Annotated in this window: 12 protein-coding genes; 7 read left to right on the top strand and 5 right to left on the bottom strand. The window is 48.8% G+C overall.

Annotated elements, in window-relative coordinates; genetic code table 11:
• Window positions 1-109 precede the first annotated feature (109 nt).
• Entirely contained in the window at window positions 110-2,173 is a 2,064-nt protein-coding gene (locus ACG1BZ_RS03200; RefSeq protein WP_413664351.1) for a M13 family metallopeptidase, read from the bottom strand.
• A gap of 154 nt (window positions 2,174-2,327) precedes the next feature.
• Window positions 2,328-3,542: a TonB family protein gene (locus ACG1BZ_RS03205; protein ID WP_413664352.1), complete on the bottom strand. Its 1,215-nt coding sequence runs from the start codon at window positions 3,540-3,542 to the stop codon at window positions 2,328-2,330.
• A 345-nt stretch (window positions 3,543-3,887) separates the two neighbouring features.
• Between ACG1BZ_RS03205 and ACG1BZ_RS03210 the strand changes: the two genes are divergently transcribed.
• From ACG1BZ_RS03210 to ACG1BZ_RS03225, 4 genes are all read left to right on the top strand, one after another.
• Entirely contained in the window at window positions 3,888-4,598 is a 711-nt protein-coding gene (locus ACG1BZ_RS03210; RefSeq protein WP_413664353.1) for a Crp/Fnr family transcriptional regulator, read from the top strand.
• Between the two features lie 383 nt (window positions 4,599-4,981).
• Window positions 4,982-6,145 carry an efflux RND transporter periplasmic adaptor subunit gene (locus ACG1BZ_RS03215; protein ID WP_413664354.1) on the top strand — a complete coding sequence of 388 codons (1,164 nt, stop codon included), beginning with the start codon at window positions 4,982-4,984 and terminating at the stop codon, window positions 6,143-6,145.
• Entirely contained in the window at window positions 6,142-9,291 is a 3,150-nt protein-coding gene (locus tag ACG1BZ_RS03220; protein ID WP_413664355.1) for an efflux RND transporter permease subunit, read from the top strand. The genes ACG1BZ_RS03215 and ACG1BZ_RS03220 overlap by 4 nt, the downstream gene beginning before the upstream one ends.
• An 83-nt stretch (window positions 9,292-9,374) precedes the next feature.
• Complete coding sequence (locus ACG1BZ_RS03225) at window positions 9,375-10,295, top strand: phosphoribulokinase (protein WP_413664356.1); 921 nt, start codon at window positions 9,375-9,377, stop codon at window positions 10,293-10,295.
• A 70-nt stretch (window positions 10,296-10,365) separates the two neighbouring features.
• On the opposite strand, the gene ACG1BZ_RS03230 is transcribed toward ACG1BZ_RS03225, so the two are convergent.
• Both ACG1BZ_RS03230 and ACG1BZ_RS03235 read right to left on the bottom strand, forming a co-directional pair.
• Entirely contained in the window at window positions 10,366-11,283 is a 918-nt protein-coding gene (locus ACG1BZ_RS03230; protein WP_413664357.1) for a hypothetical protein, read from the bottom strand.
• Between the two features lie 1,184 nt (window positions 11,284-12,467).
• Window positions 12,468-12,872 (bottom strand): hypothetical protein, encoded by a 405-nt coding sequence (locus ACG1BZ_RS03235; protein ID WP_413664358.1) that lies wholly within the window; start codon window positions 12,870-12,872, stop codon window positions 12,468-12,470.
• A 272-nt stretch (window positions 12,873-13,144) separates the two neighbouring features.
• On the opposite strand from ACG1BZ_RS03235, the gene ACG1BZ_RS03240 reads away from it, so the two are divergent.
• Window positions 13,145-13,597: a methylglyoxal synthase gene (locus ACG1BZ_RS03240; protein WP_413664359.1), complete on the top strand. Its 453-nt coding sequence runs from the start codon at window positions 13,145-13,147 to the stop codon at window positions 13,595-13,597.
• A gap of 185 nt (window positions 13,598-13,782) precedes the next feature.
• Window positions 13,783-14,208: an ExbD/TolR family protein gene (locus tag ACG1BZ_RS03245; protein WP_413664360.1), complete on the top strand. Its 426-nt coding sequence runs from the start codon at window positions 13,783-13,785 to the stop codon at window positions 14,206-14,208.
• 124 nt (window positions 14,209-14,332) lie between these two features.
• Here ACG1BZ_RS03245 and ACG1BZ_RS03250 read toward each other — a convergent pair whose 3' ends face one another.
• The gene (locus ACG1BZ_RS03250; RefSeq protein WP_413664361.1) at window positions 14,333-15,115 is read right to left on the bottom strand and encodes a tryptophan 2,3-dioxygenase; all 783 of its coding nucleotides are present in this window, start codon (window positions 15,113-15,115) and stop codon (window positions 14,333-14,335) included.
• 129 nt (window positions 15,116-15,244) lie between these two features.
• Between ACG1BZ_RS03250 and ACG1BZ_RS03255 the strand changes: the two genes are divergently transcribed.
• The gene (locus tag ACG1BZ_RS03255; protein ID WP_413664362.1) at window positions 15,245-16,492 is read left to right on the top strand and encodes a Zn-dependent hydrolase; all 1,248 of its coding nucleotides are present in this window, start codon (window positions 15,245-15,247) and stop codon (window positions 16,490-16,492) included.
• Window positions 16,493-16,512: the final 20 nt, after the last annotated feature.

The raw sequence follows: 16,512 nt of genomic DNA on the forward strand, positions 1-16,512 counted from the left end.
AGGTATCCCCCGTGATAGTGGGTACATTGGTTCGATAGATTAGGGGTTGTTGGGGGGAATTGATCGAGGGAAAACCTGGCCGCATGGGCGGCCAGGTGAGGGTACCGGTTTACCAGACAGTTACCCGTTCCTCTTCAGGCAGGTACATACCGTCGCCTTCCTTAATGTCGAATGCTTCGTAGAAGGCATCGATATTTGGCAGTACGCCTTTCACACGATACTCAGCAGGAGAGTGGCTATCTACCTTCAAGCGGCCACTGAGGGCTTTATCGCGCATCTTGCTGCGCCACACCTGAGCCCAGCCCATAAACACCCTCTGATCGCCAGTAAAGCCGTCAATAACAGGTGCCTCTTCGCCATCTAGAGACATTTTATAGGCTTTATAGGCAATTCCCAGGCCTGACAAATCGCCGATATTCTCGCCCAGGGTCAGCTCGCCGTTGATGTGTTCACCCTCAAGCGGCTCGTATGCGTTGTACTGGGACACGAGCTTGCTGGTCAGCTGCTCAAAATTGTTACGGTCGGAGTCGGTCCACCAGTTGTTGAGATAGCCGCGTCCATCAAATTTACTGCCTTTATCATCGAACCCGTGCCCAATCTCGTGGCCGATTACACCGCCGATACCGCCGTAGTTGACTGCATCATCCGCATTCATATTAAAGAATGGTGGTTGCAGAATCGCTGCAGGGAATACGATTTCATTCATGGCTGGGTTGTAGTAAGCATTCACCGTCTGTGGGCTCATACCCCACTCATCGCGATCAATCGGCTTACCCAGCTTATTGCGATCGTAAGAGGACTCAAACAAGTTGGCTGCCAGAACGTTGCCAATCAGGTCGTCGGATTTAACCGTCAAGTTACTATAGTCACGCCACTTGTCTGGGTAGCCGATTTTGGTGGAAAAATTGCTTAGCTTAAACAGAGCCTGCTTTTTGGTATCTTCGCCCATCCACTCGAGGGATTCGATAGATTCTCGGTAGGCGGCTTTCAGATTGTCCACAAGTACAATCATTCGCTCTTTGGCTTCGGGTGGGAAGTGCTTTTCTACGTAGCGCTTACCGACCAGCTCGCCAACAGAACCATTAACGAATTCTACTCCGCGCTTCCAACGGGGTTCCATCTGTTCGATACCGTGAACGGTGGTGCCATAGAAGTCAAAGCGCAGTTGTGCGATTTCGTCATGCATGTAGGGCGCCATTGCATTGAGTACTTTGACCTTCAGGTAGCGCTTCCAGGTTGCCAGTTCAGTATTAGCAATAATCTCATTGGCCGCTTCCAGATACTCAGGCTGGCCGACAATAAAACTATCCGCTTTCTTCAATTGGGCTTTGGCCAGGTAGCTGTCCCAATCTATAACGGGCATTAGCTCTTTAAGTTCAACAATAGTTTTCTTGTTGTAATACTTTTCCGGATCCCGGTTATCAACGCGGCTGCGATGGTGTTTTGCCAAACTTTTCTCGAGTTTGAAGATTTTGTTGGCAAAGTCGTCAGCCTCTTTAAGTCCCGCGAGGTCTTGCAGGTCAGTGAGGTAGGTTATATAGGCTTCGCGGAGTTTCTTACTCTTCTCAGTGTCCTCGAAGTAGTAGTCGCGGTCAGGGAGTCCAAGGCCTGCCTGCCACAGGAAAGTCATGTAGTTTTCTACTTGCTTCAGGTCCTGCCAGATGCTTCCGCCAAATGGTACATCGTAGCCGACGGTATCCGCATAGGCGAAGAAATCGGTAAGATCCTTGCGGTTTTTAATTGCATCGACTTTGGCGAGTTCGCCGGAAACCGCGGAGAGCCCTTTTTTCTCGATCAGCTTTTTATCCATAAAGCTGTTGTAGAGATCTCCAATTTGCTTGGCATCGGCGCTCTTGGCTCCCTGGCTGGCTTCCATAATCAGAGCTTTGACTTGTTCGGTACTTTGGTCTCTCAGAATAGAGAAACCACCCCAGCGGGACTTGTCCGCAGGGATCTCAGTATTCTTCAGCCAAGTGCCGTTTACATAAGCAAAGAAGTCGTCTTGAGGCCGTACACTGGTATCCATAGCGCCCAGGTCAATACCCGAGGAAAGCTGAACTTGCTCAGCGGTAGCTTTACTACCGGTGGAGTGGTCGTGAGCGACAGCAAACAGAGGGAACTGGGCTCCCGCCAGGGTACCGGCAATAGCGAGTGGTAATAGTAACTTTTTCATTTTTGCTCTTTTGGCTGAATATCCGCCGAGCATACTAAAAGCAGGGGGTGAGCTGGGGCAAGAGGGCTGCGCCTAGCTGGGGACAAGTTGAGTTGGAGGGAGTTTAACCAAAAGCCCCGCATCGCGGGGCTTTTGGCACAAGTTGAGTAGCTATTTAATCTGGTAGGCGGAAAGTGATAGGGATAGAAAAGTTATAAGTATCTGTACCTAGCTGCGCAGGGACTCCAGGGTAGGGTCCAGCTCTGCGTACAGCAGCTTGGGCCTCCCGGTTAAGGCTGGCATGACGGGATTCTTGTATCGGCTGGATATCTCGTACCTGGCCTTGAGAATCAATAGTCACATTTAGGCGTACACTGCCTTCATGGCCCCGCTCTTGGGCCCGTTTGGGGTAGCGAATGTAGCGGAAGGTGTGCCGCAGCAAGCTGGAGTGATAGATCTGGCGTGCCAGAATCATATCAGCCGTCAGAGGAGCCTCTTCCTCCTCTTCCATCATATCTTCGGCATCTGCAGCCAGGAGCGGGCCATCCTCAGGAGGTACCGTAATAAGCTCAATCTCTTCCTCAGCTTGTGCTGGAACGGCCCCTTCCGGTTGAGGTCCCTGTTCACTGTCCTCTTGAATACTATCGGCCTCAGTTACAACCGCTGCTGCGGGAGCGGTTGCGGCTAGGGCCAGAGTTGGAGGCGGAAGATCAGCAATTTCAATAGCCGGTTTAGGTTTAGTGGCTTCAGTTGGCGCCTCTTCCGCGGCAGTGGCCTCTTCCTGGCTTATTTGCTTGAGTTGTAATTCGGCAACTCTCTCGCTTGTTGGGGCCAGGGACTCGAATGTAGTTACCAGGCTACCTGACACTTGGCCGGCGGAAAGCAACCCATCTTTAAAGTCAGTAGAGGGAGGGACAGAGCCAATCCAGGCTCGTAGCAAGGTATTGAAGAAGTCGGGGTCAGCAATCTCTCCAAGTCGAATACTGTTGAGGGAGATTGTTGTCGAGCCGGTATCGGCGGCGAACTCGATACTCAATTGATCACCGTGAGCAAAGCGCCCCTTAAACAGATTGGCAAAGGTCACCATGTTTTCTGCCTGGCTGCTGAGCGTATCTCCGCGGTTGTTAATCGCAATGGCTTCCATCCATTGATTGCGGAGTCGCCGTGCCGGCAGACTTTTGGTGATAACACGAACCTCCAAGCGCCGAGGAATATTGTTATCGAGTAGTGTGCTGGAATCCCGGGTTAGATTTTCCGAGTATATTGCAGCGATATAAATGTCTTTATTAAATTGTTTTTCTAGTGCAAGACCGTTTAAAAGTGGTGCAGCTTTCGCAGTGAGAGCAAATGTAAACACCCAAAAGGAGAGGACAATTTTTATCGATTTCATTGTTCTACGGTGTCTCAGTAGCAGGAGCAAAATGTTCCGCTAAGTAAGAATTCAGGGGCCCCAACCCCAATGCACACAAGTCAGATTAAAAAGTGCGCGCCCAAAGCTTGTGAGAGTACAATGTACTACTCACTACACCTAACTCTACTGTAACTGGAACGGAGTTCAAGCCTGATAAGGTCAGACTGTCCTCATTCGCCCAAGATAAAGGGTTGGTAAGGAAACGATTGTCACACTTAGAAACAGGTGTGCTAGGTCGATATCGTTTAGAATGGCACTTTGCAGAGTGGCTTAGGCCACTCTTTTCAGGAAAATGGAATAGTTTTCACTAAATTTGAATTGTGCATGGAAATTAAACCTCTTAGCGAGTATCCACGGGATGCTGTGGATCGTCTTCTCAATGTCATCCATCTATTTCGGGATATTCGTGCCTCGAGTGAGTGGCAATACGATGTATTGCTAAAGCGCTCCCGGTTGGTCAGCCTTCAGTCGGGTGAACAGCTGCTGCGTGCAGGGGATGTGGATCAATGGGTCTACTTCTTGTTACGCGGCGAGTTACATGTGAAGGTGAACAGTCCCGCAGCTGAGGAGGCTCCGGGAAATGAACGTCCTTTGGCGGTAATACGTCCAGGTGAGTTATTTGGTGATTTGTCGATGCTATTGGCGGAGCCCCGCAGTGCTGATGTATTTGCCGCGAATAATAGCCAGGATACTCAGGTTCTAGGCGTTGATTGTACGCTGTTTGGTGACCTGGAAGACTTATCACTTTTACAGTTGCCAGCAAAACTGGTTTTCTATCGCAATATGGTGCATTCATTGCGTTGGAAACTGGAGGTCTATAGGTCCAAGTATCCGGGGCATCAGTTGGCGAATAGCCATAGAAAGCTGAAACTTTATACGGGACCAAAAAATAGCCGGGAAGAGTTAATTGCCTTAGCGGAACAGGCGAAAGCTTTGGCTCAAATTCTGCTCGACTGGAATGCGGAGTTTGGTTCTGGTGAGCTGGTTGATGATGAATCCGACATGCTTGGATTTCTGGAATCTATGTTGTCGTAGAGATTTCCCGTTCAAACCAAGGGCGAGAGAATTATTTCCTCGCTCCAGACTGCTCTCCCTCCTCTTTGTACTTATTTTTATTGGCACATGTGTACACCTTTCTTAAGGGGGGACTATCTGCTGATTCCAGTCTAAATTTGTAGATCACTCGGATATTTCATTTGCCCGACATTAACCACGTATTTATTGACAGAATTCGAGTAGGACACAGCGGAGTTTTTTATAAGTCGCTGTGATTGTGTAAAAATCGCTTCGCTTCAGTTGTTATCGCAGATCCCTTCGATTGGATTTAAGACCCGCTTTTGCGATGGCGCATCATTGCCCAACAGGTTTAGTAAGTTATGAATGTATTGGCATCAATCTGGTCAAGGCGCAATTACCGGATGGCAATTATTGTTTCGGTGATCGCTATTTTATGGCTGCTGAGTGGGCAGTTATTCTCCGATGCAGAGGATGAGCAGTCAGAATCTAAAGAGGTAACTGCCAAGAAGCCAGAGCCTGAATTGCGAATTCAAGCCCAAATCATTGAGTCCAGCCCATACGCCACTCAGATACTAGTGAATGGGCGCACTGAGGCTAACCGGCATGTACGTTTGCGCGCTGAACTGGATGGCATTATTGCTGCACTTCCAGTTGCGGAAGGGCAGACAGTTAGACAAGGGGATGTCATTTGCGAAATCGAGGCTGAAGATCGTATTGAGCAACTGGCATTAGCTGAAGCGGCAAAACGCAAAGCAGAAATAGACTTTGCCGGTGCCGAGAAACTTAAGAAAAAAGGACTGCAGTCGGATACCGCAATGGCCCAGCAGCAAGTTGAGCTTGCCCGAACCAAGGCGGAGTACACACGTGCCAAAGTGACGGTAGAGAAACTGCAAATTCGTGCACCATTTGCTGGAGTAGTGAATAGCCGAGCGGTGGAGCTGGGAGATTTTATTCGCCGGGGAGAGGAATGCGCGACCATTCTTGACTTGGATCCCATCCTAATTGTTGGCGAAGTTTCAGAGGATCAAGTGGGGAGCCTTGTTGAGGGCGGGCCGGCGAGAGCCCAATTACAAAGAGGACTGTTAGTAGACGGATACCTTCGTTATATCAGTCAACAGGCGCAGGAAATTACTCGGGCTTACCGAGTGGAGGTAGCAGTAGATAATCCAGGTAATCAACTTCCCGGAGGCTTGAGTGGTCAGCTGGTCCTCCCGACCGGTGAAATAACGGCCCACCATATTAATGCATCTCTACTCACGCTGGATGATAGCGGTGAATTGGGGGTGCGGACTCTCAATGATAAAAACCGAGTGCAATTTATCAATGTTTCATTGGTTGGGGATGGTGATGGCGGCGTCTGGGTTTCTGGACTGCCTGACACAGTCACTCTGATTACTGTGGGACAAGAATATGTTACTACGGGAGATTTGGTTCGTGCAGAAATACTGAAAACTGGGGAAGAGTTTTCCCGGGAGAACCAAGCGAAGGAAGCTTCCCCAGTAGATTCCGCTGAGGTGACTCCGGTATCCGAAACTTCAGTGATTCCCGAGGGGGATTCGCGATGAAGATGTTGGAAAGCGCTATTCAAAGAAATCGCAGCACAATATGCCTGATGCTGCTGATTGTTTTAATTGGCATAGTTGCTCGCGCAGCGATGACAATTGAATCAAGCCCTGAGGTGAACCCCCCATTTGTAATTGTACAGGTCACTCATGAGGGAATTTCCCCAGAGGATGGTGTACGCCTGTTGGTCCGCCCTCTGGAGAAGGAAATTCGTGCGGTAGAAGGGGTTGTCGAGGTGATTGCTGTCGCCCGGGAATCCCTTGCATATATCGTGATTGAATTTGACTCTGCCATTGGTGTAGATGATGCCGTCGATGATATTCGCAATGCTGTAGAGCGGGCCAGGGCTGAGCTGCCCCGGGATGCCGACGAGCCCACCGTGGAGGAAGTATCCGCTCAACCTTTCCCCACCATTGTCGTTACCCTATCCGGCGAGCAAGTGAATGAACGGGTTTTACTGCGCTCGGCTGAATTGCTTAAGCGAAAGATAGAGAGTATCCCTGAGGTGCTCGGTGCAGATCTCCACGGTAATAGGGAGGAGGTTGTAGAGGCAGTGATTGATCCGGTGCGACTGGAGCACTATCAAATCACCAGTGCGGAGTTAATCAATGCGGTATTGGGGAACAATCTCCTAATTCCTGCAGGGGAGCTGGAAACCAATCGGGGCCGTTTTTCAGTGAAAGTCCCTGGGTTGATTGAGACCGCTCAGGATGTTTATGAAATTCCGCTCAAGAAGTCACGCGATGGAGTTGTGACCTTGGGTGCTGTTACAGATATTCGCAGAACCTTCAAAGATGCAGTGAGCTACACCAGTATCAATGGTCGTCCGGGGCTCGCTATTAATGTTGAAAAGCGCAACGATGCCAGCTCTGTCGATGTCGCGGATCGAGTCCGGGAAGTCGTTCAGGCTGAATTTGGTGTTTTGCCGCAGGGAATTACGGTTGAGTTTGTTTTTGACCAATCTGATTTTGCGCGGGATATGGTCAGTGAGATGCAGGGAAACATCCTGACCGCGATGCTACTGGTAATGATTATTGTCGTTGCCGCGCTCGGCTTTCGCTCGGGAATTCTGGTGGGACTGGGAGTGCCCTTCTCTTTGCTGTTTGGTTCCATCATCACCTGGTATCTGGGTTATTCGTTTAACTTTATGGTGATGTTCGGAATGTTGCTGGCCCTCGGTATGTTAATTGATGGTTCCATTGTGATTACCGAGTTTGCCGATCGGAAAATGGCTGAAGGCTTGTCAGCAAGGGAGTCATATATTGCATCAGTCAGTCGGATGTTCTGGCCGGTAGTTGCCTCAACGGCGACTACCCTTGCAGCATTTTTGCCGATTATGCTGTGGCCTGGAGTGGTGGGAGACTTCATGCGTTACCTGCCCGTTACAGTATTTGCAGTATTGGCGGGGTCACTCTTGTACGCCCTGTTTTTTGCTCCTGTGCTGGGTTCACTGTTTGGCAAAAGCGCAATGGATGCCTCTACTCGTAACTACCTGAGCCAGTTAGAGGATGGCTTACCTCGAGCCCTGCCTGGAATTACCGGCTGGTATGCGCGTATTCTTGAGAAGGTTCTGCAGAGCCCATTGGGTGGGTTCTTAACCACTATTGCCATTCTGGTTGCCATCTTTATTGGCTTTGTCAATTTTGGTGCGGGTGTTGAATTTTTCACGGATACAGAAGAGCAATACGGTAATGTAGAAATTAGGGCCCAGGGCAATTTGTCCATGGAGGAGAAAAAAGCCCTGGTGGTGCAAGTGGAAAGAGCCGTGCTTAGTGTGCCTGAGGTCCGAATAGCTCACACTACTATTGGTTCTGGCGGAATTTCTGGAAATTCTGATCGTTCCCCAGATCAAATCGCCAATATGTTAGTGGAGCTTTATCCCGCAGAGGAACGCGAGCGACGGAGCCGCGACATTTTTGCCGATATCCGTTCCCGCACCTCAGATTTTGCCGGAATTAAAGTAACCGCAAATGTAATGGAGGGAGGGCCGCCGGTAGGCAAGGATATTGTTCTGGAGTTGCGCAGTCAGAACTATGAGCAGCTACTGCTGGAAACCTGGCGACTACACCGTGCAATGGAGGAAATTGGCGGGTTGCGAGATATTGTAAACACCGCGCCACTACCTGGCATCGAGTGGGAAGTGAAAGTCGATCGAGCCAAGGCTGCTCTATATGGTGCCGATCTAACTGAAGTTGGCAGGGCGGTGCAGTTGGTTACCAATGGCGTCCGGGTTGCAGAATATCGACCCGATGATACGGATGAAGAAGTAGATATACGTATCAGGTACCCCAGAAGTGCCAGAGGCATAGCCGCGCTCGATCAGCTAAAAGTTAATACCGTGCAGGGTACCGTTCCGATTAGCAGTTTCGTACATACGGAAGCCATGCCCAAGGTCGATAAGATTGAGCGAATCGACGGAATTACTCGCATGCAAATTAAGGCTGATGCGCAAGAGGGGATTCTGCCGGATGACAAAGTGAAGGAAATAAGGAAGTGGTTGCAGACTAATCCGGTGGATAATCGGGTTGAGCTGCTATTCCGTGGGGCGGACGAGGAGCAGAATGAGTCTTTTCAATTCCTAGGCATAGCCTTCCTCCTGGCTCTGTTTTTAATGTTTATCCTGTTAGTAACACAGTTCAACAGCTTCTATCAGTCTTTATTGGTACTTTCATCTGTGATTATGTCCACTTTGGGAGTGATGTTTGGCCTGCTAATAACACAAAGCACCTTCAGTGTGATTATGACTGGAGTGGGTATTGTGGCGCTGGCTGGAATCGTGGTGAACAATAATATTGTACTGATAGATACCTATAATTTCGTGCGTAAGAATGAGCCGAGCCTCACACCAACAGAAGCAGCAGTAAAGGCATCGACACAGAGGCTGAGACCGGTCTTTTTGACAACGGCAACAACTATCCTCGGGTTGTTGCCCCTGGCGCTAGGCGTCAGTGTGGATATGGTCGGGCGCAATATTGTTGTCGATGGAGTGATAGCCTCTTTTTGGGTGAAGCTAGCCAGTGCAATTGTTTACGGGCTTACCTTTTCCACTTTGCTGACGTTATTGGTTACACCCATTATGTTAGCACTACCGGGCCGCTCCAAGAAGAGGGGTAATCCAGAGGGGGTTATTGAGTCGGTAGCAAGTTAGTGATGGCTATATAAGTACTGTAATCATAATTAGTGATCACAAAGTTCGGGGGCTTAGGCCCCCGTTTTTATAGCGGGGAATTTATGAATAAGGCTAAATGGCCGAATGAAGTTTTAGAGCGTAGTGGACAGCTTAAGGAGAATTTATCGGGACCTTTTAAGGAGCTGTTGCGTGAGCATCAATTACCATGCGATTTCCTCCTGGTGCTCGAACAAATTTTTCTTCCCCTCGGAGTTTGGGTACTGACTCGCCATAAGCGCAGTAATCCATTAATAATTGGGGTTAGTGGGGGGCAGGGTACCGGCAAGTCGACCCTGGCGGATGTGTGGCAATGTATTTACCAGGCGATGGGCTATCGCTGCTGTGTTTTGTCTCTGGATGATATCTATTTAACTCTGGAACAGCGCCGCAAGTTGGCTACACAGGTACACCCTTTACTCGAAACTCGTGGTGTGCCGGGAACCCATGATATTGGCTTGGGGATCAGCACGCTCAAGGCCCTGTGTGCATCCAGTAGTGATTCCGCTATCGCATTACCTAGGTTTGATAAAGGACGTGATGATCGGATCCCTAAGCACTTGTGGCCCGTATTCAGGGGGCAAGTTGATGTTGTTATCTTCGAAGGATGGTGCCTAGGAGCCAAGCCTTCAGAAGGGTATGAAGGATCGCTCAATGAACTGGAGTGCAGGGAAGATAGTACTGGCGAATGGCGAAATTTTGTTAATCAACAGTTGGAAGATTCTTATCGAGATCTTTTTTCGCTTATCGATGTATGGGTGATGCTCAAAGCGCCGAGTATGGAATGTATCGTTGAGTGGCGTAAGTTACAGGAACATAAACTCAGGGTTCGCTCCGGAATGGGGATGGCAGATCAACAAATTGTTCAGTTTGTACAACACTACGAAAGAGTGACGCGGAGCTTGCTAGAGGATATGCCGGATTGGGCAGATTGTGTTATTGAGTTGGGGGAGGACCATCAGGTGAAGGGCTTGCGGATGCAGTAAGATCTGTTTAAACCCTGGCGAGGCCAGGGTTTAAACTAACTGAATAAATCAGTTTTACTTAAGCGCTGGCTTACTTAGCCTTGGGCGGACGACCGCGACCGCGCTTTACAGGAGCAGCTTCAGTTGCTGCTGCGGCTGTGGCTTCTGCTTTTTTGGGGCGCCCTGGCTTTTTCTTAGCGGCTTCCGCTTTTGCTGGGCGACCGGGCTTCTTTTGTGCGGATTCTGCCTTAGGTGGGCGGCCACGACCGCGTTTTACAGGAGCAGCATCAGTTGCTGCGGCGGCTGCGGTCTCTGCTTTTTTGGGGCGGCCGGGCTTTTTCTTAGCGGCTTCAGTTTTTGCTGGGCGACCGGGCTTCTTTTTGGCTTCAGTGGCGTCTTTTTTGGGACGGCCAGGCTTTTTCTTAGCTTCTTCGGTCTTAGCGGGACGACCAGGCTTCTTCTTGGCTTCTTCAGTTTTAGCTGGGCGGCCGGGCTTTTTCTTAGCTGCGGTGGCTTTCTTCTTGTCAGCAGCAGCGGCTTTTTTAGCGGCAGCAGCAGTTTTCTTCGCTTCGGCAGCGGCTTTTTTCTTTTCAGCAGCAGCCAGTTTCTTAGCTACAGCAGCTTCTTCTTTAGCGACGATCTTAGCTACCTGAGAAGCCAGCTTGTTGGCGGCTTTGATTTCAGCCAGTGCATCTTTGGCTTCAGTTGCGGCAGTTTTGGCTTCAGTTGCAGCAGTTTTAGCTGCAGCGGCGGCTTCACGTGCTTTTTTCAGCTGTTGCTGTTGAGCAGCAGTCTTTTTCTTAGCTCTAACAGTCGCTACTTTATCTTGAGTAGTTTTTGCTTTAGCGGCAGCCTTCTTGGCACTGTTTGCCAATTTCTCGGCTTTGACAGTCAGGTCTTTTTCCTGCTTAAGGCGGGCAGTTTCCAGTTTAGCGGTAAGGGAGCGTAGCTCCGCTTCCATTTTTGCGACGTCGCTGGTAGCGACTTGAGCAGCTTTTTTAGTAGCCATTTAAATATCCCTGCAAAATGAATTGTTTTAGTAAGTGGGGGCATTCCTATCAATTATTCTCAGCCATCTTTAACGGAATTAGGCACCGTCCAAGATGCATGTTTTCGGCAGAAAACAATTGATAGTGAGTCCCCCCAAGCTAGCGGCGCTAATTGCAGCTTATTTGTATACCTAATTGCAAGTCCTTTAGATGGTTTTTTTCTATTTAATGTAAAAAAAATGGCTTTTTTTTACATATTTTTCAATTGGGGGCCGTTTGAACTGTGTTTTTGATCTTTTTGGGAACTTGAAAGCACTCATTACTGGTGATTCTTTAACTTCAATATTCTTTGTATCAAGTCAGTATCAGTGGCGTTAAATAGTTGAGTAATTTTGTAAGCTTTATGAACCTGTTGGTTTAGTTGTTTTGGCTTTTATAGTTGGATTTTGATGGTGGCAGATAGTTTCTGTTCATCAATTAACAGAGAGCCGGATTAACAAAACTTAACTGCGAGCTTTTGCCTGCGTCAATTAGCGGGCAACTTCCATAGCTGGTTGTGTAACCTTGCGTATTGAAGTGTGATATTCAAATTGCGGAAAGTTGGCAAGTGTCAAGATGTCAGAGACAGCTTGAGTCCTATTGCCGTACCCTGGTATTTAGTAAGGAATTAAAAACTGGGGGAGAACTCACACTCATGTACGGGATCTAGTGCCGCGTATATAAGTACCAACCGGTTGGGGTATTTGGGGTCTTGGCTGCCGGGATCTGCCATTACTGCTACGAGGTTTACTTTTACACGGCGGAAAGTAAACCAGTGATAAATCTAGTTATAACCATGTATATAATGGGACGGAACTGTATTAGTTTGTGCTCTTCGGTCGAGGTCTTTTTCATTACCGAGAAAGCGAGCGCTTGGTCTCCAGTCATTTGTTTTGCTATCACGTGACATCCCTGCTAGTCATAAAAGGAGTAGAGGGCAGTTATTCAGAGGCAAGTAATACCAGAAGCTATTTGAATGCAGTCCTGATTATCCGTGCGTTGATCAACAATCTTAATGATATTTTTATGGGCAATGCTTCTGCTTTGGAGTGGCTGCTCTTACCAAAGGCAACCTTATGAGTTTTGCAATGGGAGAGGGGGAGAGGACTGACCCAGTAACAGAATATCTCTGTCACTGGGGTGATATGGAGTCAATCGTGTAGCTTTATAGTGGCCCGTAGGGCAAATAACGATTGTTGGAATTCTGGCGAATCCATAACAGTTGTTCTTTTGTTAATGGCGTCGAGCGTTGCTTGAGTACTTTGGCGAGGGGAATTACTGCAGACTCAGCGCCGGCGTCCCAGCCTGGCAGATTCATTTCTGCCAAGGTAAAGAAGCGGATCAATTGCCATAGCTGGGCACTGTTCCAATTTTCGCTCTCTTCAATCCAGTGTTGGAAGGGAAGGCGAATAAGTGTGGAGGGTACTTTTTCAAACGCTCCTACTGATTCTGTAAAAGGTTTATCTGACTCTGCAATTTCGATAAGTCTGAGCAACTGCTCCCGGTTGAATTCTTCACTGGTTTCATTTTGTGGGCCACTTACCTGTGGCTCCCAGGCTCCTACGCTCATACTTACTCCTTATAAAGGTCCGGTTTCTTGCTGTTGCATTATAGCGAGGGGGGCTGTGTTCAGGGGGATCTTACTCTAGATAACAATGAATAAAGAGGTCTTTGAATTAATCCACATTACTTCTTCGAATCTAATGAATCGTTTTGTAGTAATTTTGGAAGTCTTTATAAAGGAGTTGGGTTGCGATAACAGGGACTAAACCTACGGGAAAATCAAATCTGTCGGTGCTTATTTGAGATACTATAGAAGAGATTCTTGATATTGAGGTTCAAATGGAATTTATTGCTAAAGCACTGCCGGCGACAAAGCGAGTGGCTCTGGTAGCCCATGACAACCGTAAAGACGCCATGATTCAGTGGTGTCTCAGACATCACAATCTGCTCAAACGACACCAGTTATTGGCTACGGGGACTACTGGTGGAAAAATTGAAGATGCGACGGGTTTAAGTGTCGAAAAGCTCTTAAGTGGCCCTCTGGGAGGTGATCAGCAGCTCGGAGCGAGGATTAGCGAGGGGCAGGTGGACTTACTGATATTCTTCTGGGACCCCTTTGAGCCCATGCCCCATGACCCGGACGTCAAGGCACTACTGCGTATTGCTGCAGCGTGGAATATCCCAGTGGCTTGCAACCAGAGCAGTGCAGATATGGTGGTACAGTCACCATTGATGGACCAATCCTTCGAGCATGAGGTGCCTGACTATCACAGCTATCTAGCAGGACGTTAGTCGGAATTTTTGCTTAAAATTTGATCTTTTCTGTCGGCTCGATTCTGTAACTTATTGATTTTTAAAGTTTATTTATCTCTGTTATCGCTCGCACTTGCAATGCTTGCGAAATCGCGGCAATCTTGCCCACCAGATTAGACCGGTCAATCCGGCACCCCTGATATTTGAAAATTGCACGGTGTTTTATGAGTAGACGACGCGGAAAGGCCGTAGAAGAAGAAAAGGCAGATATCGACCTGACGCCCATGTTGGACGTTGTGTTTATCATGTTGATCTTCTTTATCGTGACTGCTTCATTTGTTAAAGAGAAGGCGCTGGATGTGAATGTGCCTGATCCGAATGAGACCAGCAATGCTGAGCCAGATCCTACCAAGCAGAATATTCTGTTGATGGTTAGCGCAAATGATGAAATCACCATGGCGGATGGCAGCCGTATTGACAGCCGTGCTGTACGGGCCCGTATCGCCCAAATGTATGCGGAGAACCCGCAGGCAATGGTGATTGTGCGTGCACACAACAAGTCTAGTGCGGATACTTACGTACAGATTGCGGATGCCGCGAAGGAAGTGAGCCTGGGTATTCAGGTCTCCCTGGTACCTTACGAGGACTAAGTTCCCAGTGAGTTACCCGCGCTTAAAAAGCCAGCATATTGCTGGCTTTTTTCATTTGTGAATTATGGTTTTGAACTGGTCACAAATTGGGGGTACTCAAGTACCCCTCAAATGAAATCCGATATCAAAATTCTGAACGAATTGCCCAGAGGTCAGGGAAAACCGGTCTAAATAGGGTTCCCTGTAAATAACCTACCCCGCTCGATCCACCAGTCCCCATTTTCCTGCCAATTGTTCGCTCGACCATTTTTACATGTCGGTAACGCCACTGTTGTAACGAAGTATCGATGTCCACCAAAGCCTCACAGATTTCACTTACCAGTGGATCATTGCGATAGATATCGATCAGTATTTTCTGGACGGCTGAAGAAGGCTCCGCAACTTGGCTAAAATCTCTTTCAAGCTCATTAGCGGGTACCTTATGCCCCTCGTGAACCAAAAAATTTAGGAAAGCATCCCAAAGGGTCGGCGCCTCAAGGCGCTTCATCAAGCGCTGGTAGTGCTCTGAGCCAGGGGTATAGTTTTCCAGTTTTTTCGGGTCCTTGGCGCCGTAAAGAAATTCCAACTCGCGAAACTGGTACGACTGAAAACCACTAGCCGTGGATAGTCGATCGCGGAAAGACATAAACTCCAGGGGGGTTAGGGTTTCCAGGATATCGACCTGCTGAATCAAAGTACGATAAATCGTGTCGACACGTTTAAGTGTATGCAATGCGCGATTGCGTTCACCTGCGTTGAACAGTCGCACCAGGAAATCCAGTTCATGCAACATTTGCTTGAACCAGAGCTCGTAGCTTTGATGAATAGTAATGAAAAGTAGTTCGTCGTGCTCGGGACCATCGGAAAGGGGTTTCTGGCACTGCAAAAGCTCGTCTACTTTTAGGTAAGAGCTATAAGTTATTGTCATAGTCAGCTGCTTCCTGAGTGTGTTTTGACCAGTTACAAAATAATGCTCTCTTTAGCCGGTGTGGATCAAAACAAAAATTACGGCAAAGTGATTTATATTGGACCCATTATAAAGCCCGGAGCTCTTTGAATGGAAAACCCAGCACAAAACCTACGTGTCAATGGCGCTCGCCTTTGGGATAGCCTGATGGAAATTGCTGAGATAGGCGCGACCCCAGCGGGCGGATGCAATCGACAAGCCCTGACAGATGAAGACCGTGAAGGGCGCGACCTTTTCGTGCGCTGGTGCCGAGATATAGGCTGTGAGGTCAGAGTGGACCAGATGGGCAACATTTTTGCCCGCCGACCGGGAGCAGATAACAGCTTGCCTGCGGTAGTGACTGGTTCTCATTTGGATACCCAGCCCACGGGTGGCAAATTTGACGGTGTATATGGCGTACTTGCCGGCCTGGAAGTTCTGCGCACTCTAGAGGATCAAGGTATCAGGACCAAGGCCCCATTAGAGGTGGTTGTATGGACTAATGAGGAGGGTGCGCGCTTTTCCCCTGCAATGGTGGGCTCCGGGGTTTGGGCTGGTGAATTTAGCTTGGAGTATGGGCACAGCCGCGCGGATAAATCGGGTATCACTATCGGTGAAGAGTTGGAGCGGATCGGCTATCTCGGTACTGAGCCCGCTCAGCCGAGGGCTATTAAGGCTTCATTTGAAGCGCATATCGAGCAGGGCCCGATCCTCGAAAAACAGGATCAGGTAATTGGTGTTGTCACTGGTGTACAGGGTATTCGCTGGTATGACGTAACTTTTTACGGAACGCCTTGCCATGCGGGTCCAACTCCGATGGAGGACCGCCGTGATCCGGTCCAGGCAATGTCCATTCTGTGCGAGCGCATGTATCGTGAAGTCCGGGAGTATTCAGAAGATGCGCGTATGACCTGTGGGGATTTAAGGGCGGCGCCGGGCAGCCGAAATACAGTTCCTGAAGAGGTTGTGCTAGCACTGGACCTCCGTCACCCGTTACCTGAAGGCTTAAACCATCTGCATAAAGCCTTGTATAAGGCGGCTGAAAGAGTACAGGAAGAGACAGGTACCAGAGTCGATATTCGTGAAGAGTGGTACTCACCTCCCGTCGCCTTTGATAAGCATTGCATTGATTCGGTTAGCAGTGCTGTGCAGACCTTGGGATATAGCAATCGCAAGATGGTTTCAGGTGCTGGGCACGATTCCGTATATGTTTCCCGAGTCGCCCCTGTCTCTATGATCTTTGTGCCCTGTGAAGGAGGGCTGTCGCACAATGAAGCAGAATCGGCGGAGCCGGATCATCTTGAGGCGGGTTGTAATGTGTTGCTTCACGCAATGCTAAACAGTGCGGAGCAGGCTTAAGTAGCAGTAAAACAAGTGCT

Source organism: Microbulbifer sp. CNSA002 (genome assembly GCF_047324085.1).
Classification (GTDB): domain Bacteria; phylum Pseudomonadota; class Gammaproteobacteria; order Pseudomonadales; family Cellvibrionaceae; genus Microbulbifer.